General features: G+C 68.8%; 18 protein-coding genes. 7 read left to right on the top strand and 11 right to left on the bottom strand.

The window, feature by feature from the left end:
• Positions 1-157: 157 nt before the first annotated feature.
• The 7 genes from H4O13_08500 to H4O13_08470 all read right to left on the bottom strand — a co-directional run bounded on the left by H4O13_08500 (position 158) and on the right by H4O13_08470 (position 5,768).
• A complete protein-coding gene (locus tag H4O13_08500) occupies positions 158-775 on the bottom strand; it encodes a membrane integrity-associated transporter subunit PqiC (protein MBE5315425.1) in 618 nt (205 codons plus the stop codon).
• Complete coding sequence (locus H4O13_08495) at positions 772-1,737, bottom strand: MCE family protein (GenBank protein ID MBE5315424.1); 966 nt, start codon at positions 1,735-1,737, stop codon at positions 772-774. Before H4O13_08495 ends, H4O13_08500 begins: the two co-directional genes overlap by 4 nt.
• 4 nt (positions 1,738-1,741) lie before the next feature.
• Positions 1,742-2,527: an ABC transporter ATP-binding protein gene (locus tag H4O13_08490; GenBank protein MBE5315423.1), complete on the bottom strand. Its 786-nt coding sequence runs from the start codon at positions 2,525-2,527 to the stop codon at positions 1,742-1,744.
• Positions 2,524-3,651, bottom strand: coding sequence for an ABC transporter permease (locus H4O13_08485; GenBank protein ID MBE5315422.1), 1,128 nt, complete (start codon positions 3,649-3,651; stop codon positions 2,524-2,526). The genes H4O13_08490 and H4O13_08485 overlap by 4 nt, the downstream gene beginning before the upstream one ends.
• 370 nt (positions 3,652-4,021) lie before the next feature.
• A complete protein-coding gene (locus H4O13_08480; GenBank protein MBE5315421.1) occupies positions 4,022-4,471 on the bottom strand; it encodes a hypothetical protein in 450 nt (149 codons plus the stop codon).
• Positions 4,465-5,112 (bottom strand): pyroglutamyl-peptidase I, encoded by a 648-nt coding sequence (gene pcp / locus H4O13_08475; GenBank protein MBE5315420.1) that lies wholly within the window; start codon positions 5,110-5,112, stop codon positions 4,465-4,467. The genes H4O13_08480 and pcp overlap by 7 nt, the downstream gene beginning before the upstream one ends.
• Positions 5,113-5,120: 8 nt before the next feature.
• Positions 5,121-5,768 (bottom strand): hemolysin III family protein, encoded by a 648-nt coding sequence (locus tag H4O13_08470; GenBank protein ID MBE5315419.1) that lies wholly within the window; start codon positions 5,766-5,768, stop codon positions 5,121-5,123.
• 133 nt (positions 5,769-5,901) lie between these two features.
• Between H4O13_08470 and H4O13_08465 the strand changes: the two genes are divergently transcribed.
• Positions 5,902-6,753, top strand: coding sequence for an alpha/beta hydrolase (locus H4O13_08465; protein MBE5315418.1), 852 nt, complete (start codon positions 5,902-5,904; stop codon positions 6,751-6,753).
• Between the two features lie 880 nt (positions 6,754-7,633).
• On the opposite strand, the gene sbcB is transcribed toward H4O13_08465, so the two are convergent.
• Both sbcB and H4O13_08455 read right to left on the bottom strand, forming a co-directional pair.
• A complete protein-coding gene (gene sbcB, locus H4O13_08460; GenBank protein ID MBE5315417.1) occupies positions 7,634-9,070 on the bottom strand; it encodes an exodeoxyribonuclease I in 1,437 nt (478 codons plus the stop codon).
• A gap of 221 nt (positions 9,071-9,291) precedes the next feature.
• A complete protein-coding gene (locus H4O13_08455) occupies positions 9,292-9,789 on the bottom strand; it encodes a DUF456 domain-containing protein (protein MBE5315416.1) in 498 nt (165 codons plus the stop codon).
• 144 nt (positions 9,790-9,933) lie between these two features.
• Between H4O13_08455 and H4O13_08450 the strand changes: the two genes are divergently transcribed.
• The 4 genes from H4O13_08450 to H4O13_08435 all read left to right on the top strand — a co-directional run bounded on the left by H4O13_08450 (position 9,934) and on the right by H4O13_08435 (position 13,868).
• The gene (locus H4O13_08450; protein MBE5315415.1) at positions 9,934-10,449 is read left to right on the top strand and encodes an RDD family protein; all 516 of its coding nucleotides are present in this window, start codon (positions 9,934-9,936) and stop codon (positions 10,447-10,449) included.
• A gap of 254 nt (positions 10,450-10,703) precedes the next feature.
• Positions 10,704-12,110, top strand: coding sequence for a circularly permuted type 2 ATP-grasp protein (locus tag H4O13_08445; protein MBE5315414.1), 1,407 nt, complete (start codon positions 10,704-10,706; stop codon positions 12,108-12,110).
• Positions 12,110-13,078 carry an alpha-E domain-containing protein gene (locus tag H4O13_08440; GenBank protein MBE5315413.1) on the top strand — a complete coding sequence of 323 codons (969 nt, stop codon included), beginning with the start codon at positions 12,110-12,112 and terminating at the stop codon, positions 13,076-13,078. Before H4O13_08445 ends, H4O13_08440 begins: the two co-directional genes overlap by 1 nt.
• Positions 13,079-13,130: 52 nt before the next feature.
• Positions 13,131-13,868, top strand: coding sequence for a proteasome-type protease (locus tag H4O13_08435; GenBank protein ID MBE5315412.1), 738 nt, complete (start codon positions 13,131-13,133; stop codon positions 13,866-13,868).
• Positions 13,869-13,911: 43 nt separating this feature from the next.
• Here H4O13_08435 and H4O13_08430 read toward each other — a convergent pair whose 3' ends face one another.
• A complete protein-coding gene (locus tag H4O13_08430; protein ID MBE5315411.1) occupies positions 13,912-14,646 on the bottom strand; it encodes a 16S rRNA (uracil(1498)-N(3))-methyltransferase in 735 nt (244 codons plus the stop codon).
• A 191-nt stretch (positions 14,647-14,837) separates the two neighbouring features.
• Between H4O13_08430 and H4O13_08425 the strand changes: the two genes are divergently transcribed.
• On the top strand, positions 14,838-17,276 hold the full coding sequence (locus H4O13_08425) for a DEAD/DEAH box helicase (protein MBE5315410.1): 2,439 nt from the start codon (positions 14,838-14,840) through the stop codon (positions 17,274-17,276).
• A gap of 301 nt (positions 17,277-17,577) precedes the next feature.
• Complete coding sequence (locus H4O13_08420) at positions 17,578-18,477, top strand: ribonuclease H-like domain-containing protein (protein MBE5315409.1); 900 nt, start codon at positions 17,578-17,580, stop codon at positions 18,475-18,477.
• On the opposite strand, the gene hemN is transcribed toward H4O13_08420, so the two are convergent.
• Positions 18,429-19,820 carry an oxygen-independent coproporphyrinogen III oxidase gene (gene hemN, locus H4O13_08415; protein MBE5315408.1) on the bottom strand — a complete coding sequence of 464 codons (1,392 nt, stop codon included), beginning with the start codon at positions 19,818-19,820 and terminating at the stop codon, positions 18,429-18,431. The two genes, H4O13_08420 and hemN, sit on opposite strands and share 49 nt — an antisense overlap.
• Positions 19,821-19,862 lie beyond the last annotated feature (42 nt).

The following is a 19,862-nucleotide window of genomic DNA, read 5'->3' as shown; positions in this document are numbered from 1 at the left end:
GTGCATGAAACTCGATAGGGTGGGCCCTGTCCCACCATGAGGTCCACGCTCGCCTCGGTCTGATGGAAGGGATGCTTGTTCCGCCGACGTCCGAAGCCTGGCTCGATTCGAGTGCTGCCGCGCAAGGCTCCTGCGCGAAGGGCCGCGCGCTGGCGCCTCAAGGTTGTTCCGTCACCAGCCATTCGATCATCTCGGACACGACCGCCGCGCTTGCCGCATTGAAGGCTGCCACGACGTCCGCGGCGTCACCGCCGCGCGTGTTGGCCGACGCCTCGAAGCTGCGCTCCGCGACGATGCGCTGCTGCCGATCCACGCGTTTGGCGTGGAAGTGAATGCGCACCTGCTGCGCATCACGGGCGTACTCGAACGCGCGGAGCTCGCCGATGACACGCTCGTCGCCGGCCAGAACATCGCGCTCCCGCCCCGCGCGCAGACGCCCATCGTCCTCGATCGCGCGGATCATGAGCCCCTGCCACAGCTGCGGCAGGGGCGCGCTCCAGCGCGCGCCGCGCAGCAGTCCAAGTTCATCCGCCGCGGCCCGCACCACGATGCGCTCCGAATCGAGCAGGCCCGCCGCCGCGGGCGCATCGATCAGCAGCTGGCGATTCGCGCTGGCGCCGACGTTCGACTCCATGTCGACGCTCAAGGCGAACACCCGCGCCTCGCCCTCGCGCGCCTGCGGCAGGGCGCAGGCGCCGAGTGCGCTGATCACCAGCACCGCGCCCCATCGCGCGAGAACCCGCCGCGGCACATGCATACACGGGAAAGCGCTCATTGCGGGTCGTACTCCTTGGGCTGGTCGCGGCCCAGCAGCAGGCCGGAGGCGTCGCGCTCAATGCGCTGGCTGAGGGTGGACAGACGCGCCAGCGTCTCGCGCAGCTCGGCCAGGGTGGGCGCCAGCTGCGGCAGGCCCTGTTCGCCGAAACGGTCGATCGCTTCGCGGTTGTGCTCGACCAGCTGCTGGGTGCTGTCGGCCAGCTGTCGCGTCGCTTCGAGCGTCTCGTGCAGGCTGCGCAGGATCGGCTGGGCATCGCTGGCCAAGAGGCCGTCGGCGCGGGTGGCGATGGAATCCAGCCGCTGCAGCAGTTGCTCGGCCTGCGCCAGCGAGGTCCGCAATGAGGTGCCCGCGGCGGAAAGATCCTCCAGCGCCTTGCCGACCGCGTCGCCGTGTTCGGCCAGCGTGGCGCTGAGCGATTCGATATGTGCCAGCGTGGCGCTGACCTTCTCGACGTTGTCCTGGCTGAGCAGGTTCGAGGCCCGCGCCATCAGCTGGTTGACGTTGAGCACCACGTCTTCGCCGGAGGCGAACAGCTTGGCCAGGGCCGATTCCTCGGCGACGATGCGCGGCACCTCATCGCCCGTGGATTCCAGTCGCGAGGCCTGGGCGCTGCCGCCGCCGAGCTGGATGATCGCGACACCGGTCAGGCCGGTGAAGGTCAGCTTGGCCGTGGTGTCGGTCTTGATTGGCGTATCGCTGCCGACGCGGATGCGCGCGATCACCTGGCTGGGGTCTTCGGGCGCCAGCTGCAGGCGCCGCACTTCGCCGACCTGGATGCCGTTGTACTGCACCGCCGAGCCCACGGTGAGCCCGGTGACGGCCTCGGCGAACAGCACGTCGTAGTAGGCCCATTCGCGGTCGAGCGAGAGTTTGCCCAGCCACAGCACGAACAGGAAGGCGAGCACGAGCACGCCGAGCGCGAAGCTGCCGATCAGCACGTGGTTGGCGCGGGTTTCCATGGCCTCAGGTCCTCATCGTCTGCGCATGCGCGCTGCGGCCGCGCGGGCCGGTGAAGCATTCGCGGATCCACGGGTGCGGATGCGCTTCGACCACGTCGACCGTGTCCGCCACCTGCACGCGGCCGTCGGCCAGCACAGCCACGCGATCGCAGATCGCGTACAGGCTGTCCATGTCGTGGGTGACCAGGAACACGCTGAGGCCGAGCGCCGCGCTGAGCGTGCGGATCAGCGCATCGAAGTCGGCTGCGCCAATCGGGTCGAGGCCGGAGGTGGGCTCATCGAGGAACAGGATCTCAGGGTCCAGCGCCAGCGCGCGCGCCAGGCCTGCGCGTTTGCGCATGCCGCCCGAGAGCTGGCTCGGGTACTTGTGCGCGGCCTCGGCCGGCAGGCCGGTGAGGCGGATCTTCAGCAGCGCAAGCTCGTCGAGCAGATCCTCGGGCAGGTCGTAGTACTCCAGCAGCGGCACCTTGACGTTCTCGATCACGCTCAGCGAGGAGAACAGGGCGCCGTCCTGGAACAGCAGGCCGAAGCGCCGCTCATACGGCCGGCGGGCTTCCTCGTCGAGATGGGTGGTGTCGTCGCCAAACAGGCGCACCGTGCCGCCGTCGGGATGCTTCAGACCCACGATCGAGCGCAGCAGCACCGACTTGCCCGCTCCCGAGCCGCCGATCACGCCCAGCACCTCGCCGCGGTAGAGATCGAGATCGACACCGTCGTGCACGCGCTGCGCGCCGAACTGCGAGATCAGCCCGCGCACTTCGATCACCGCCTCGCGCGTGATCGCGCTCATACGCCCAGCTCCATGAAGAACATCGCGAACAGGGCGTCGAACAGGATCACCAGGAAGATCGACTGCACCACCGCCGAGGTGGTGTGGCGGCCGACGGACTCGGCGCTGCCGGCGACCTTCATGCCCTCAAGGCAGCCGACCACGGCGATCAGGAAGGCGAAGATCGGCGCCTTGATCATGCCCACCCAGAAGTGCCGGATCTCGGTCATCTCGTAGAGCCGGCTGATGAACATGCCGGGGCTGATGTCGAGCGCGGCCGAGCCCACCAGCGCACCGCCGAGCAGGCCGCTGATCATGCCGATGAAGGTCAGCAGAGGCAGCATGACCAGCAGGGCCAGAAGGCGCGGCAGCACTAGCAGTTCGATCGCATCGAGACCGAGCGCGCGGATGGCGTCGAGTTCCTCGCGGCTCTTCATGGATCCGATTTGCGCGGTGAAGGCGCTGCCCGAGCGGCCGGCCAGCAGAATGGCAGTGAGCAGCACGCCGAACTCGCGCAAAAAAGAATAGGCGACCAGCTCGACGGTGAAGATGGACGCGCCGAAATCGCGCAGCACCGTCGCGCCCAGAAAGGCCACCACCGCACCGACCAGAAAGGTCAGCAGCGCCACGATCGGCACCGCATCGAGCCCGGTCTGCTCCATGTGGAAGACCGTCGAGGTCAGGCGCAGTCGGCGACGCCCGCTCAGCACCTTGGCCAAGGTCACCAGGGTCAGACCAATGAAGCCCAGCAGCTGGCGGGTGTCGAACCAGAAGCTCTCCAGCGCCGCGCCCATGCGCGCCAGCAGGGCGATGAAACCGTGCGCGCGCTCCTTGGGCAGCGCAGGAGCACTGCGGCGTTCGATCAACAGGCGCAGCAGATCGGCGTCGGCCGGGCGCAGGCCCTGCAGGCGATCAACGGCATCGGCGTGCCCAGCGCGCGCCAGCAGACGCAGCAGGATCAGAGCGCCGCAGGTGTCGAGGCGGCGCAGGCTTGCGCAGTCGAAGGCCGCATCCGCCTCGATGCCTGCGAGTGCAGTCGCCGACTCGGACAAAGGTCGTGCATTCGCCAGCGTCCAGTCGCCGCTGAGCGCGAGGCCGTGCGGCGTGCGCTCGATGCGGGCGGGCGGAGTGGGGGTATCGGACATGCGGCGGACCATAGCACCGCCGTGGAGGAGCAGGACTTGGCTTCGCTCAAGTCGGGCAGCGCGCGTTGAAGACCCGTGTGCAGAGCGAGGCTGCTGCTTGCTCCCCTCTCCCCTGGTGGGAGAGGGGCCGGGGGAGAGGGGGAAGACCTGCGCGAGACTTCATCCCCCGCTCCCCAACCCCTCTCCCACCAGGGGAGAGGGGCTTGAAGCTCCGCGTGCTCAGGATTTGGCTTCGCTCAAGTCCGGGCAGCAGGTGTCGAAGACCCATGCGCGAGCCCACGCCGCTTCTTGCACCCCTCTCCCCTGGTGGGAGAGGGGCCGGGGGAGAGGGGGAAGGCCTTGCGCGAGACTCCAGTCCCTCGGCTGGCGATCAGCCCGGTCCCCACCAGAACCAAAGCCTGGACTCGCGGTGCCGGCCAGCGCCGATCGAGTAATCGCCCTGTTTGGCTGGAATTCCCGCCACGCCCTCACGCAGACGATCCAGCCCGTGCGCGCCCACAACAAGCGTAGCTGGCTCCAAATCGCCGGCGAAGTGCCAGTGCTCCGGTTCTGGGTGATGCTGGATCATCCAGAGCTGCGGCGCGATCCAGGCGGCTGCCCGGTTGTTGGGAACCGCGAGTTGCCGAGGCGTCGGCGTGGACACACGCAGGTTGCGCTCGCTGCCAAGGTGCCCGCGCAGGGCATCGATCATGTCGAGGAGTGAGGCGCAACCCTCGCCATCCGCGTTGAGGTGCCAGCCCGGGAAGTTCCTCTGATTCTCGGTGTATCGCCACAGCGAGATCTTGCCTCGCTGTTTCCAGCCGGGCGAGGTGTTCAACACTCCACACCCCCCGCCACCACCAGATCGCTCGCCGTCTCCAGCGCCGTGCCAATCGCGATGCCCAAGCCCTTGGCCAGCGTCGCCAGCGACATGCTCGGCGCGCCCGGATGCCTGCAGGCTTGCTCCGGCAGATACGGAATGTGGAGGAAACCGCCGCGCACGCCCGGGCGCTGCGTGGCGAGGTGATGCATCAGCGCGAAGAACACCGCATTGCAGACGAAGGTGCCGGCCGAGAGCGACAGCTCGGCCGGCACACCGTGCTGGTTCAGGCTGGCGTGCAGCGACTTCACCGGCAGGGTCGAGAAGTAGGCGCTGGGCGCAGCCTCGATCAGCGCGCGGTCGATCGGCTGGGCGCCGGCGTTGTCGGCGATGCGCGCATCGGCGAGGTTGATGGCCACGCGTTCAATCGAGATCCGCGCACGGCCGCCTGCCTGACCGACGCAGAGCACCAGGGTCGGATTCACGCGTTCGATGGCGTCGATCAGCGCGCGCGGGCCATCCGAGAAGCAGACCGGCAGGGCCGCGGGCTCGACGCGATGCCCGGCGATGCGCTCGCCCGAGAGTTCGTGCAGCACTTCGAGTGCGGGGTTGATGGGCTCGCCGCCGAAGGGCTCGAAGCCCGTCAGCAGCACCCGCGGCAAACCCGCCATCAGTAGTTCGAGGCCAGCACCTGGGTGCTGACGGCGACAAAATGGAAGCTGCTGCCGGCCAGCACGAACAGGTGCCAGATGGCATGTGCGTAAGGCAGCGACTCGCGGTGATAGAACAGCGTGCCGAGGGTGTAGGCCACGCCGCCGGCCAAAAGCCAGGCGATGGTGGCGGTCGACAGCTCCTGCACCATCGGGCCGAACGCGATCACGATCAGCCAGCCCATGGCCACGTACATCATCGTCGACAGGCGCGGGAAGCGGCCGGTGAAGAACAGCTTGAAGACCACGCCCAGCACGGCCAGGGCCCAGATGATGCCGAACAGGGTCCAGCCCCAGCTGTCGCGCAGGCCGAGCAGGGTGAAGGGCGTATAGGTGCCGGCGATAAGGAGAAAAATCGCGCAGTGGTCGAGCACCTTGAGCCGCTGTTTGAGCTGCCCGTGCCGCGCCGCGTGGTACAGAGTCGAGGCGATGTAGAGCAGCAGCAGGGTTATCACGAAAACAATCGCGGTGCCGAGCTGCCAGGCATCGCCCCACAGGGCCGCCAGGGTGATCAGCACGGCGCCAGCGGCGGCGCTGGCGAACGCGCCGACGCCATGGGTCAGCGCATTGATGAGCTCTTCGCGGTGCAGCGGATGAGCGAGAGACATGTCGGTCCTGTGCATGGTCGGCCCTGCGGCTTTGGATGACAGCGGCGCGTCGCGAGCAACGCGACGCGCGCAGTGTGGCATGCCGCTGCGGCGGGTTAGCATACCCGCCGGTTCAATAATCCCGTTTCCGCCCATGATTCCGATGCAGCCGGCGTTCACCACCCTGCGCGTGCGCAGCCCCGATGGCGCCGAGGCGGATCTTCGTCTGGTGATGCCGCCTGATCCGGTTGCTGGCGTCTACCTGCTGCCGGCGCTGGGCGTCGGCATTCGACCCAACGAGGCCTTTGCCTCCGCGCTGGCCGAATGCGGTGTCGCGGTGGCCATCCATGAATGGCGCGGTCTCGGCGGCAGCAGCGCACGCGCCTCGCGAGGCTGCGACTGGGGCTATCGCGAGCTGTTGGAGCAGGACATCCCCGCCGGGCTCGCGGCCGCGCAGTCCGCCGTTCCTGGGCTCGACTGGTCGATTGCCGGCCACAGCCTTGGCGGCCAGCTGGCGTTGATCTCGGCGGCGCTGCAGCCGGGTCGCTTCCGGCGCGTGCATGTGCTGGCCAGCGGCCTGCCGGACTGGCGCGCGTATCCGCGCCTGCGCGGGCTGGGCATCTTCGCGGCCCTGCACTTCATGCCGCTGTCGGCGATCCTGCTCGGCCATTACCCGGGTGAACGTCTGGGCTTTGCCGGCCGCGAGGCGCGGGGCTTGATCCGCGACTGGTCCTACAGCGGCCGCAGCGCGCGCTATCGCATCCGCGGCGGAAGGGTCGATCCCGAGCAGGCGCTGCGCGATTTCCGTGGTGAAGTGCGGGCCCTGCATCTGGCTTCCGACTGGCTGTGCCCGCGCGCCTCGCTGGAGGCCTTGGCCGCCAAGACGCCGCAGGCGCGCTGGCAGATCGAAACCCTGCACGACCCCGAATTCGCCCCGCGACGCGCCGATCACTTCGGCTGGCTCAAGCAGCCGGGGCCGGTGGTGCGGCGGCTGCTGGTGGAGTGAGTCTTGCGCATCTGCGCTCCAGCCTGGGCACCTGGCGTCTCGGCAGCCGTGTGGCTTCGGTGGGTCAAGACCCACCCGATGGGCTGCGCTGGATCTCGCGGCGCGCGTCAGCCAAGGCATCGAGCGTGGCCGGGGTTGGGTGATCCCGCAGTGCAGCGGCCGCGCGACCGCGCGAGCACCGCACAGGGTGGGTCTTGACCCACCGAAACGCGGCCCACACCTGTCGCCGCGTTGGTCTTGCACCGCGGCCCCACGCTGGCGTGCTTCGTTCGTCGTGCTGGCCGCTTTGGTGAGTCAAGACCCACCCTATGGAGCCGTGAGGCTTTGGTGGGTCAAGACCCACCCTATGGGCTGCGCTGGATCTCGCGGCGCGCGTCAGCCGAGGCAGGGAGCGCGGCCGGGGTTGGGTGATCCCGCAGTTCAGCGGCCGCGCGACCGCGCGAGCACCGCATAGGGTGGGTCTTGACCCACCGGAACGCGGCCTACACCTGCCGCCGCTTCGGTCATGCAGCGCGGCCCCGCGCTTGCGTGCTTCGTTCGTCGTGCTGGCAGCTTCGGTGGGTCAAGACCCACCCTATGGAGCCGTGAGGCTTTGGTAGGTCAAGACCCACCCTATGGGCTGCGCTGGATCTCGCGGCGCGCGTCAGCCGAGGCAGGGAGCGCGGCCGGGGTTGGGTGATCCCGCAGTTCAGCGGCCGCGCGACCGCGCGAGCACCGCATAGGGTGGGTCTTGACCCACCGGAACGCGGCCTACACCTTTCGCCGCGTTGGTCATGCACCGCGGCCCCACGCTTGCGTGCTTCGTTCGTCGTGCTGGCCGCTTTGGTGGGTCAAGACCCACCCTATGGAGCCATGGGGCTTTGGTAGGTCAAGACCCACCCTAGGTCTCGCGCTGGACCTCGCGATGCCAGTCGGCCAGCGCGTCGAACAGGGCGAGAGCTTGCGGATCGGCGGCGTGCTGGGTCCGCAGTTGCGCGAGCAGTGCCGGGTAGCTCTCAAGGTCGTACTCCGACAGCCCGGACTCCGGCGCCAGCCGCTGCCGCAGATACTCACGCCAGCGCGCCTGCTCATCCAAAGACAGCGTTTGCGGCCAGTTGCGCGCGCGATAGCGGAACAGCAGTTGCTTGAGGCGCGGATCGCTCAGACGCGGTTCGAAGCTGGCCAGCTGTTCCGGGCGGCTGCGGCGCAGGGTCTCGAATTGGGCGCGGTCGGCGTCAGGCAGAAAGCCCGCATACAGCGCACCGTCGGCGTCTTCGCTTTCGAAGCTGCGGCCGCGTGCGAACACCGCGCGCACCTTCTCGGCGAGGCCCGGGGTCCGCCGCAGCAAGGCCTGCGTGTGCAGCGCGCGTTCGCGGTCGAGCTTCAGCCGCGCGAGCTCGGCCTCGCTGACATGGCGCAGTTCGATCAGAGCCGGGCAGCGGTTGGGGTGGATCTCCTTCAGCGCCACACGCTGCTCGCCTTCAGGCAGGTCGGCTTGAGCGATGTAGAGGCGATCAGCGATCTCATCGGGTTCAAGGTCGAGCAGCGACTGCGGATCCGTGCCCAGATCGAAGGCGATGATCCGCCCCGGCACGACCGGATGCTCGGCGATGGGCGCCACGATCGCCGCACAGCCGTGTTCGGCGCTGAACATGCCCGACACATGCAGCACCGGCGTCATGTTCGCGACGTCGAGCAGGCCGAGCGCGCGCGGCTTCTTGCGGAAGCTGTAGTAGTACTCCCACATCCGCGGCTGGGCGCGGCGGAACACGCGGGCCAGGTCGATCAGGGCTTCGACGTCGGACAGCGCGTCGTGCGCACGGCTGTGGCCGCAGCCGTTGGCGCGGGCGAGATGCTCCAGCTTGAAGCTGGGCAGACCATCCTCGCGCGTCGGCCACTCGATGCCCGCAGGGCGCAGCGCGTAGAGCAGGCGGGCGAGGTCGAGCAGATCCCAGCGCGAGTTGCCGCGCGCGTACTCGCGCGGGTAGGGGTCGAAGAAATTGCGGTACAGCGCGTGGCGCAGGTGCTCGTCGTCGAAGCGCAGGCTGTTGTAGCCGACCGCGCAGGTGCCCGGCTGGGCCAGGGCCTCGTGCACGCGGGCAAGGAACTCGGGCTCGATCAAGCCTTCGCGGCGCGCACGCTGCGGGCTGATGCCGGTGATCAGCGTGGCCTCGGGCGAGGGCAGCAGATCCAGCGCCGGCTGGCAGTACAGCATCAGCGGGGCATCGACGACCTCCAGCTCGGCGTTCGTGCGAACGCCGGCGAACTGGGCGATGCGGCTGGTCCTCGGGCTGCGGCCGAAGGTTTCGAGGTCGAACCAGAGGAAGGTGTCGGTCATTGATCGATGGGATTGGGGATTGGGGGTGAGGCGGCGCGCTCGCGCGGCAGGCCGCGCGCGCCGACGAACGCCCGAGCGCAGAGCACGAGGACCGGGAGAGGACTCGAGTCGCATCGCGGGTGAGGTGCTCGACCCTCGCGAGCATGCCGGCAATTCGGTCGGCTATGGAAGCCTGGGGCCAAGCCCTGAAGGTGCCGTCACCACGCAGCCTGAGCCGCAGCTCAGAAGATCCACGCAAACGCGAACAGCCCGATCATCATGAAGGCGATCGCGACCTTGAGTACGGCGCCGACCACGAAGCCGATCCATGCGCCGACGCCGACATGGGTGGCGCGCTGCAGGCTGCTGCCGGCGATCAGCTCGCCGAGCAGGGCGCCGAGAAACGGGCCAAGCAGCAGGCCGAAGATGCCGAAGAACAGTCCAGCCACCGTGCCCACGGCCGCGCCGACCAGCGCCCAGACGCTGGCGCCGACGCGCTTCGCACCCAGCAAGCCGGCGACGAAATCCGCCAGCAGAGCCAGACCCGTCAGCACCGCGAGCGCTGCGATCCAACCCCAGCCGACCTGCTCGAAGTCGCCGACCCAGGCGGACAGGATCATGCCGCCCAGCATCAGCGGAATCCCCGGCAGCGCCGGCAGGATCGTGCCGGCGAGCCCGATCAGAATCAGCAGCACGGCCAGGGCGTGCAGGGCGATCGGCAGCCAGTTCGAGACGTCCATGCAGCGCATTCCTGTGGAAGTGACGGGCGGCAAGGATGGGTGCGCGCGCGGCAGGTGACAACGCCTGTCGCCGATCAGCGGTCTTCACCTCGCTGCTACACTCGCCGCCGGCCGGGCCCGCCGGCTTTCCAGAGGAGTTGCTGCATGGACCCGAACCAGACGCCGCCCCAGAACCCTTACGCCGCGCCGCAGGCCCAAGTCACCGACGTGGCGCACACCGTGGGTGAGCTGGCCTCGCCCTGGCTGCGGCTCGGGGGCGCCATCATCGACCTCATCATCCAGTTGGTGGTGATCCTACCCATCTATTTCATGCTGTTCTGGGGTCTGGTCTCGACTGGTCAGCAGCCCGGCTTTCTTGCCAGCGCGGGGTTCACGATTTTCGGCTTCATCGTCTTCGTGGCTATCCAGGGCTACTTCCTGAACCAGTCGGGCCAGACCATCGCCAAGAAGCTGCTGAAAATGAAGATCGTCGACGAGAGCGGCAACAAGCCGGAGTTCGTCAAGCTGATCGGCCTGCGCTACGGCGTGGTGCAGCTCGCCCAGCTGGTGCCATTTCTTGGGGCGCTCTATGGCCTGATCGACGCGCTTTTCATCTTCCGCGACGACCGCCGCCGCATCTCCGATCTCTTGGCCGGCACCCGCGTGGTGATGGCCGAGTAAGCCGACCCGCAATCGCCTCACTCGCGAAGGCGGCGCCTGCAGCGCCGCCTTCGCTGTTTCTGCGGCCAGCGCATCGCGATTCGTCGGCCTGCCCCGGCCGCTCTTGATCTTCCGCGCGCGCTGTGCGTTATTGCGCTGCAGCACGCGCGGTTCGGCTCGGGGGAGTCGCGGCGCGTGCCGGGCAGCGCCTTGGGCTCGCTGCCTGTCGAGCCTTTGGGGGGCCGCTTCGCGTGACAGCCAGGTTCTATGACGAGATGCATCTGCCCGCAGGGCAGGACGAGGCCGTCCGGCCGCACTACCGACCGTTCCACGAGTGGCTGCAGGGCACACCCGAGCCGCGCATCGCGCAGAAGCGCCGCGAGGCTGAGTTGGCCTTCCACCGGGTCGGCATCACCTTCACCGTCTACGGCGAGAAGTCCGGCACCGAGCGGCTGATTCCTTTCGACATCATCCCGCGCATCATCCCGGCGCATGAGTGGGCCACGCTCGATGCCGGCCTGCGCCAGCGCGTGCGCGCGCTGAACGCCTTTCTGGCCGACATCTACGGCGCACAGCGCATCGTCGAGACCGGCGTGATCCCGCGCGAGCTGGTGCTGTTCAACAGTCAGTACCGGCCGGAGATGCGCGGGCTGGCCCTGCCGGGCGGCGTCTATGCCCACATCGCTGGCATCGACGTGGTGCGTGCGGGCGACGGCGAGTACTACGTGCTGGAGGACAACCTGCGCGTGCCCTCGGGCGTGTCCTACATGCTTGAGAACCGCAAGATGATGATGCGCCTGTTCCCGGAGCTGTTCGGCCGGCAGAGCATCGCGCCGGTCGAAGACTACCCCGACGCGCTGATCGACATCCTGCGCAGCGTGGCGCCGGCCGGCGCCGAGGAGCCCACCGTGGCCCTGCTGACGCCGGGCGCCTACAACTCGGCCTACTACGAACACGCCTTCCTGGCCCAGCAGATGGGCGTGGAGCTGGTTGAAGGCCAGGACCTGATTGTCCGCGACGACACGCTCTACATGCGCACCACCCGCGGGCCGCAGCGCGTGCACGTGCTCTATCGGCGCATCGACGACGACTTTCTCGACCCCGAAGTGTTCCGCTCGGATTCGATGCTCGGCGTGCCCGGCCTGATGCGCGCCTACCGCGCCGGCCGGGTGAACCTGGCGAACGCGATCGGCACCGGCGTGGCCGACGACAAGTCGATCTACCCCTATGTGCCGGACATGATCCGCTTCTACCTGGACGAAGCGCCCATCCTCAACAACGTGCCGACGTGGAAGCTGCGCGAGCCGGAAGCGCTGAAGTACGCGCTCGATCATCTCGACCAGCTGGTGGTCAAGGAGACCCAGGGCGCGGGCGGCTACGGCATGCTGATCGGCCCGGCTTCGACGCGCGCCGAGATCGAGGACTTCCGCCAGCGCATTCTCGCCAATCCGGCGGGCTACATCGCCCAGCCGACGCTTGCGCTGTCGACCTGTCCGACCTTTGTTGCCGCCGGTATCGCGCCGCGCCACGTCGATCTGCGGCCCTATGTGCTGTCCGGTGAGGAGGTGCGCATCGTGCCGGGCGGCCTGACCCGCGTGGCCCTGCGCGAGGGCTCGCTGGTGGTCAACAGCTCGCAGGGCGGCGGAACCAAGGACACCTGGGTGCTGGAGGAGGACGCCTGATGCTGTGCCGGACTGCCAGTGACCTGCTGTGGATGGCGCGCCACATCGAGCGCGTCGACAACTGTGCGCGCCTGATCGACTACGCGCACCGCGTGGCCCTGCTGCCCGATCGTCTGGAGAAAGGCCGGGCGCTGACCGAGTCCTGGGGCTCGGCGCTGAGCGCGCTCGGGCTTGAGGAAGCGTACGCGCGACGGCACGGACGCCTGGACGAGCACGCGGTGCTGCAGTTCCTGATCTTCGACGCCGAGAATCCCTCGTCGATCTACGCCTGCCTGCACGCCGCGCGCGAATCCGGCCGCGCCCAGCGCGGCGCGATCAGCGCCGAGATGTACGAGGACTTGAACTCCAGCTGGATGCGCGTGCGCGACTTCGACTGGGATCAGCTCAACAGCGAAGGTCTGCCGCAGTTTCTCGACTGGGTGAAGCGGCGATCAGCGGCCTTTCGCGGCATCACCCTGGGCACCCTGGTGCGCGACGAGGCCTACACGTTTCTGCAGCTGGGCACGTTCCTGGAGCGCGCGGACAACAGCCTGCGCCTGCTCGACATGTACTTCGGCGAAACCCGCCAGCGCCCCGAGCAGGAGGCCCGCAGCGCAGTCGAGTACTACCGGCTCTCAGCCCTGCTGCAGGCGATCTCGGCCTTCGAGACCTACCGCAAGATCTATCGAGACACGGTCACCCCGGCGCGCGTCGCCGAGCTGCTGGTGCTGCGCGCCGACATGCCGCGCTCGCTGGCGGCGTGCACGGCGGCGATCCATCGCAACATCGAAAGCCTTGCGGCCGGGCGTCGCCTGGAAGTGCTGCGCCAGTGCGGGGCGCTGGCCTCGGAGCTGCGCTACGCGCGCATGGATGCCCTGCTCGCTCCGGGCACCAGCGTGTTTCTGAAGTCGGTGATGGCGCGGCTGTATGCGATCTCCGACGGGGTGTTCCGTGAGTTCATGCTGTCCACCGACGTCGTTTCGGCATGACCCTCGCGGCCTCTGCGGCTATCCTCGTGCGCCCGGTTGCGCGCCTCCTGACATGACCTACTGCCTCGGCATGAACCTCGACGCTGGCCTCGTGCTGGTGTCCGACTCGCGCACCAACGCCGGCGTCGACAACGTCGGGCGCTTCGAGAAGATGCGCGTGTTCGCTCGCGAGGGTGATCGCGTCGTGGTGACCCTCTCCGCCGGCAATCTGTCAGTCACCCAGAACGTGCTGAGCCTCATGGAGCAGCGCGCCCGCAGCGGCGGCGAGCACAGCCTGTGGGCGGCGGATTCGATGTACGACGTGGCCTGCCTGCTGGGCGATGCGATGCGCGAAGTGCAGCGCCGCGATGGCGACTACCTGCGCAAGCACAACATCGAGGCCGCGGCCAGCTTCATCTTGGCCGGCCAGATCCGCGGCGAGCCGCCGCGCATGTTCCTGATCTACACCGAAGGCAACTTCATCGAGACCTCGCACGACACGGCGTTCTTCCAGATCGGCGAGATCAAGTACGGCAAGCCGATCCTGGACCGCGTGATCCAACCTTCCACGGCGCTCGAAGACGCCGTGAAGTGCGCGCTGATCTCCTTCGACAGCACCATGCGCAGCAACATCTCGGTGGGCCCGCCGCTGGATGTGCTGGTGTACCAGCGCGACAGCCTCAAGGTCGGTCTGCAGAAGCGGCTGGAGGAAGGTGACCCCTACCTGCAGCGCATCCGCCGCCAGTGGGGCGAGGGCCTGCGTCGCGTCTTCGTCGAGCTGGAAGGCCCCGAGTGGGGCAAGCCCGGCTGAGCGGGCTGCGCGGCGGGTCGCGCGCAGGCGCGCAAGGCGGAGATCAGGCCCAGTCCCCACGCAGCGCCTGCAGCGCGGCCAAGGCAGCGATGCCGGCCGTCTCGGTGCGCAGGATGCGTGGCCCCAAACGCAGGCCCTGCGCGCCGGCCGCGCGCAGCTGACCGAGATCGCGCGGGCTCAGGCCGCCCTCAGGGCCGATCACCAGCGTCAGGCGCTCGAAGGCGGGCAGGGCGGACAGGCTGTGTTCGCCTTCCGGGTCGAGCGCGAGGATCAGATGGCCGGTCTCTTTCGAGGCGACGAGGAAGTCGCCCAGCGCCCGCGGCTCCTCGATCTGCGGCAGGCGCGCGCGTCCGCACTGCTCGCAGGCGCTGGCGACCACACCGCGCCAGTGCTGCAGGCGGCGGTCGGCGCGTTCGGCGTCCAGCTTGACCTCGGTGCGCTCGGTGACCACCGGCGCGATGCGGCTGACGCCCAGTTCGGTCGCCTTCTGCAGCACCCAGTCCATCTTCTCGCCGCGCGCCAGAGCCTGGGCCAGGGTCACCTGCAGCGGCGATTCGCGCTGCACCTCGATGCGCGCTTCGATCTGCACCTCGGCGCTGCGCTTGGCCAGCCCGCTGATCCGAGCGCGGTAGTCGTAGCCGTCGCCGTTGAACAGCAGCACCTCGTCGCCGAGACCGAGGCGCAGCACGCGCAGCAGACGGGTGGCGGTGGACTCGGGCAGGGCGAGCGACTGGCCCTCGATCAACTCGGCGTCGATATGGCTGCGGATGCTGCGCATGGCGGTGTCGGGAAGCGGAAGACAGGCGTGAATGTACCAGCGTGCTCGCTTCGGGCTTGCGTCGATCCGGCACACGCGCAGGCGTCCGAGGGGTGGATCTGACGTGCCCGGCGCGCGCCGGTGCGTGCCAATCTCAGGCCCTGAGACAGCGCTGCGCTTCGCTTGCCCCCCCGCGCTTCGAGCCTGCCGCCATGTCCCTGCCTGCGCCCTTGCCCTATGCCCCGCAGCTGATCGACTCCCACAGCCGCGCGATTGCCGAGGCGCCGCGCAAGGAGCTGGTCGGCGCCGACCGTCTCACCGGAAGGCTGAAACGCAAGTACGGCAGCCGCATCACCGGGCATTCGGTGCAGCCGGCGCGCGAGGGCCGCTACGCCGAGCTGCCTGCCGACGTGCCCGCACCGATCGCGAATGCGCTGCGTGCGCGCGGCATCGAGCGCCTCTACAGCCATCAGGCCGAGGCCTGGCAGCGCGCGCAGGCCGGCGAGCATTTCGTGGTGGTGACTCCGACCGCTTCGGGGAAGACGCTCTGCTACACCCTGCCGGTGCTGGCCGGCGCCATCGAGAATCGCAGCAAGGCGCTGTATCTGTTCCCGACCAAGGCCCTGGCGCAGGACCAGCTGGCCGAGCTGCTGGAGTTGAACCGCGCCGGCGGGCTCGGCATCAAGGCCCACACCTTCGACGGCGACACCCCCGGCGATGCGCGCCAGGCGATCCGCCTGCACGGCGATTTGGTGATCAGCAATCCGGACATGCTGCACCAGGCGATCCTGCCGCACCACACCAAGTGGGCGCAGTTCTTCGAGAACCTGCGGTATGTGGTGATCGACGAGATCCACAGCTATCGCGGCGTGTTCGGCGCGCATCTGGCCAACGTGCTGCGCCGGCTGCAGCGCATCTGCGGGTTCTACGGTGCGAAGCCGCAGTTCATCCTCGCCTCGGCGACGATCGGCAATCCGGCCGAGCACGCGTCAGCGCTGATCGGTGCCCCGGTGCAAGCCATCACCGACAGCGGGGCACCCAGCGGCGAGAAACATCTGCTGCTGTGGAACCCGCCGATGGTCAATCGCGAACTCGGCATCCGCGCGTCTGCGCGCTCGCAGAGCACGCGCATCGCGCGGGTCGCGATCAAGGCCGGTCTGAAGGCGCTGGTGTTCGCGCAGACGCGGCTTCTGGTCGAGGTCATCACCAAGTACCTGAAGGACGTCTTCGACCACGACCCGCGGCACCCGCCGCGCATCCGCGGCTATCGCGGCGGCTACCTGCCCACCGAGCGTCGCGAGGTCGAGCGGGCCATGCGCGAGGGCCGCATCGATGGCCTGGTTGGCACCTCGGCGCTGGAGCTGGGCGTCGATATCGGCGCGCTGGATGTGGTCGTGCTGAACGGCTATCCGGGCAGCATCGCCGCGACCCGCCAGCGGCTCGGCCGCGCTGGCCGTCGCGGCCAGCCCAGCTTGGGCGTGCTGGTCGCCGGCAGCACCGCGCTGGACCAGTACATCGTGCGGCATCCGGAGTTCTTCGAATCGGCCTCGCCGGAGATGGCGCGCATCCACGCTGATCATCCGCTGATCCTGCTCGACCACATCCGCTGCGCGGCCTTCGAGCTGCCCTTCGTCGATGGCGAGCGTTTCGGCAGCGTCGAGCCGGCGCCCTGGCTGGAGGTGCTGGCCGAGGCCGAGGTGCTGCATCAGGAGTCCGGCCGCTGGGAGTGGATCGCCGACAGCTATCCGGCCAATGCGGTGTCGCTGCGCTCGGTGGCCGACGGCAACTTCGTCGTGGTCGACCGCAGTGACGGTCGCCAGCAGATCATCGCCGAGGTCGACTACTCGGCCGCCGCGCTGACCCTGTACGAGGGCGCGATCTACCTGCTGCAGTCGCAGCCCTTCCAGGTCGAGAAGCTCGACTGGATCGGCCGCAAGGCCTACGTCAGCCGGGTCAGCGTCGACTACTACACCGACGCCATCGACTACACGCGGCTGCGCGTGCTGGAGCGCTTCGACGGCAGCAACGCGGGCCACGGCACCTGCCATCACGGCGAGGTGCACGTGGTGCGCCGCGTGTCGGGCTACAAGAAGATCCGCTACTACACCCACGAGAACATCGGCTACGGCCCGGTCAACCTGCCGGACCAGGAGCTGCACACCACCGCGCTGTGGTGGTCGCTGCCGGCGGACGTGCTGGAGGCGAGCTTCGAGAGCCGGCAGGACGCGCTGGATGCGTTTCTCGCGGCTGCCCATGCCCTGCATCTGGTGGCCGGGCTGTCGGCCATGGCCGAGGCCCGCGACCTGCAGCAGTCGGTGGGCAGCGGCGACGGCAGCTGGAGCCGGGTGGAGGGCTTCGGTCGCGCGCTGCCCGAGGCCGCCGAATCCGATACGCGCTTCGCGCCGGCGGTGTTCCTGTACGACAACTTCCCCGGCGGTATCGGTCTCTCCGAGCCGCTGTTCAAGCGTCGAACGGAACTGGTGCAAGGGGCGCTGGACCTGGTCGAGGCCTGCGACTGCGCGGCGGGCTGCCCGGCCTGCGTCGGTCCGGCCCTGCAAGCGGAGGAAGAGCGCAGCGGAAGCAGGCCCGGCCCCAAGCTGCTCGCCCAGCGCGTGCTGTGGCTGTGGGCCGGGCAGGGCGCGCATGGCTGAGCTCGCTGAGCGTCTGCGCCGGCTGCGCGTAGAGGCGGGGGGCGTTTCTGCGCCGGGGCCGGCCCGGTGCGCGCCACGCGTGGTCGGAGCTCCGCCGCCGCTGCCGGCGGAGCCCGTGGCGGACGGCGCCAGCGCGGCGGCTCGCGCCGACGGACTGAAGGCCCTGCTGCGGCGGCATGCTATCGGAGCGAGCCGCAGTGCCGGGCGCGCGTCCTCGGCGGAGTCCTGCGCACCGGATGCAGCCAGCGCTGCATCCGGGAGTGCGGCCGATAGCGGCGTGAGCACCGACGCCGCCGACCCTATGGCCCCTGCATCGTCTCGGTCTGCGAGCGCAGGCGCGACGAGCGGCACTGAAGGCCTCTCGACGGCCTCCCGCACCGCGCCCCCCGCATCGCCCGTGGCGGGCGCCGAGATCAGTCCAGGCCTGTTCGAACACCGCGAGTGTCTACCGATCGCGCCGCCGGTTCCGTGGCTGTGGCTGCCCGATCTGCATCCGCGGCTCTTGCCTACCGACGCGCTGCTGCACTTCGACAGCGAAACCACCGGCCTGGCGGGTGGCACCGGCACCCGTGCCTTCATGCTGGGGTTCGCGCGCTGGCGGCCCGAGGGCTTGGAAGTCCGCCAGCTGTGGATCAGCCGCCTCGCCGCCGAACCGCTGATGCTGGAGCGATTCGCGCAGTGGCTGGCCGAGGGCGCGTTCCAGCTGGTCAGCTACAACGGCCGCAGCTTCGATGCGCCCCTGCTGCGCGCGCGCTATCGGCTGTGTCGCCAGCGCGACCCGCTGCACGGCCTGCCGCACCACGACCTGCTGCATGCGGTGCGACGCCGGTTTCGCAGCGCATGGCCGAGCTGCCGCCTGGGCGAGGCCGAGGCGCGTCTGTTGGGGGTGCGCAGAGTGGATGACCTGCCCGGGGCGGAGGTGCCGGCCGCGTTCCTCGCCAGCTTGCGCCACCGCAGCGCGGCGCCGCTGCAACGCGTGCGCCTGCATCACTTCCAGGATCTGCTCAGCCTTGCCGGCCTGCTGCCCCGACTGTGCGAGCTGAGTGCCTGCGCGCCGGAGCGTTGGGCTTTGCAGGCATGCGAGCGCGCGCAGCCTTCGGCGGTAGACACGTCAAAGCGCATTGAGACAACGGGCGCGACGACGGGACCGGTTCAGATCGCCTTGGAGAACCGCACGGCCTGCGCGGGGCTGCAGAGGTAGCGGTCAAAGCACATCGCCACGACCCGCATCAACAGGCGTCCGCGCGGGGTGATGCGGATGAAATCGTCTTCCACGCTGACCAGCCCATCCTCGACCAGAGGCGGCAGCTGCAGCAGGGCGTCCTCGAAGTAGCGGTCGAAGTGGATGCCGTAGCGGTTCTCCAGGTCGCGCTTGTCGATCTCGCCTTGGCACATGAGGTGCTGGATCAGGTCGGCGCGCAGGACATCGTCGCCGTCCAGATCCAGACCGCGGATCACCGGTTGGCGGTCGGCTTCGACTGCGGCGACGTAGGCGCCCAGCTCGCGCGCGTTCTGGCTGAAGTGATCGCCGATGCGGCTGATCGCACTCATGCCCAGTCCGATCAGGTCGGTCTCGGCGTGTGTGGTGTAGCCCATGAAGTTGCGCTGCAGGCTGCCGACGCGCTGAGCGCGGGCCAGTTCGTCCTCGGGCAGGGCGAAGTGGTCCATGCCGATGTAGTGGTAGCCCGCGGCCGACAGCTTCTCGATGGCGAGCTGCAGCAGGCGCAGCTTCATCTCGGGCGGCAGCAGGTCTTCGATCTTGATCTGCTTCTGCGCCTTGAACAGGTCAGGCAGATGGGCATAGCTGTAGACCGCGAGACGATCGGGGCGTACCGCGATCACGGTGTCGAGCGTGCGCGCGAAGCCTTCCAGGCTCTGTCGCGGCAGGCCGTAGATGAGATCGATGTTGATCGAGCGGAAACCGTGGGCGCGACAGGCCTCGATGACCGCCAGCGTCTCCTCGACGCTCTGGATCCGATTGACCGCTTCCTGCACGTCGGGGTCGAAGTCCTGTACGCCCAGACTGGCGCGATTGAAGCCGATCTCGGCCAAGTGGGCGATGCCGGCGGGATCGACGCTGCGCGGGTCCAGTTCGATCGAGAAGTCGCGGTCGGCGCGCGTGCTGAACTTGAACTCGCGGCCGAGGCTCAGGACCAGCTGCTCCATCAGCTCGGGCTTGAGGAAGTTCGGGGTGCCACCGCCCAGATGCAGCTGCACCACGTCGCGGTCGCGGTCGAACAGGGGCGCGACCAGGCCGATCTCGCGCTGCACATGGCCCAGGTACTTCTCGGCGCGGCCGAGATCGCGCGTGATGATGCGATTGCAGCCGCAGTAGAAGCAGGGCGACAGGCAGAAAGGCACGTGCACATACAGCGAGAGCGATCGCGGGATCGGGTCGGCATTGCTCTCGCGAGCCGCCAATCGATAGGCGCGGGCATCGAACTTCTCGCTGAAGTGCGGTGCGGTCGGGTAGGAGGTGTAGCGCGGACCGGGGCGGTCGTAGCGGCGCAACAGCTCGGCATCGAAGGGCGGGAGGGTCGGCATGGCGTGCAGTCTTGCGCCGACGCCCCGCGGCCTTGTTGATCG

The organism is Lysobacterales bacterium, from assembly GCA_014946745.1.
Lineage (GTDB): Bacteria > Pseudomonadota > Gammaproteobacteria > Xanthomonadales > Xanthomonadaceae > Aquimonas.
Note: the sequence above shows the minus strand (reverse complement) of the source record. Positions and strands in the feature narration are given on the sequence as shown.

Bases quoted from the DNA above. Each gene is read 5' to 3' on its own strand.
- H4O13_08500 (MBE5315425.1), bottom strand. From the start codon at position 775: ATGAGCGCTTTCCCGTGTATGCATGTGCCGCGGCGGGTTCTCGCGCGA.
- H4O13_08495 (MBE5315424.1), bottom strand. From the start codon at position 1,737: ATGGAAACCCGCGCCAACCACGTGCTGATCGGCAGCTTCGCGCTCGGC.
- H4O13_08490 (MBE5315423.1), bottom strand. From the start codon at position 2,527: ATGAGCGCGATCACGCGCGAGGCGGTGATCGAAGTGCGCGGGCTGATC.
- H4O13_08485 (MBE5315422.1), bottom strand. From the start codon at position 3,651: ATGTCCGATACCCCCACTCCGCCCGCCCGCATCGAGCGCACGCCGCAC.
- H4O13_08470 (MBE5315419.1), bottom strand. From the start codon at position 5,768: ATGTCTCTCGCTCATCCGCTGCACCGCGAAGAGCTCATCAATGCGCTG.
- H4O13_08465 (MBE5315418.1), top strand. From the start codon at position 5,902: ATGATTCCGATGCAGCCGGCGTTCACCACCCTGCGCGTGCGCAGCCCC.
- sbcB (MBE5315417.1), bottom strand. From the start codon at position 9,070: ATGACCGACACCTTCCTCTGGTTCGACCTCGAAACCTTCGGCCGCAGC.
- H4O13_08455 (MBE5315416.1), bottom strand. From the start codon at position 9,789: ATGGACGTCTCGAACTGGCTGCCGATCGCCCTGCACGCCCTGGCCGTG.
- H4O13_08450 (MBE5315415.1), top strand. From the start codon at position 9,934: ATGGACCCGAACCAGACGCCGCCCCAGAACCCTTACGCCGCGCCGCAG.
- H4O13_08445 (MBE5315414.1), top strand. From the start codon at position 10,704: ATGCATCTGCCCGCAGGGCAGGACGAGGCCGTCCGGCCGCACTACCGA.
- H4O13_08440 (MBE5315413.1), top strand. From the start codon at position 12,110: ATGCTGTGCCGGACTGCCAGTGACCTGCTGTGGATGGCGCGCCACATC.
- H4O13_08435 (MBE5315412.1), top strand. From the start codon at position 13,131: ATGACCTACTGCCTCGGCATGAACCTCGACGCTGGCCTCGTGCTGGTG.
- H4O13_08430 (MBE5315411.1), bottom strand. From the start codon at position 14,646: ATGCGCAGCATCCGCAGCCATATCGACGCCGAGTTGATCGAGGGCCAG.
- H4O13_08425 (MBE5315410.1), top strand. From the start codon at position 14,838: ATGTCCCTGCCTGCGCCCTTGCCCTATGCCCCGCAGCTGATCGACTCC.
- H4O13_08420 (MBE5315409.1), top strand. From the start codon at position 17,578: ATGGCCCCTGCATCGTCTCGGTCTGCGAGCGCAGGCGCGACGAGCGGC.
- hemN (MBE5315408.1), bottom strand. From the start codon at position 19,820: ATGCCGACCCTCCCGCCCTTCGATGCCGAGCTGTTGCGCCGCTACGAC.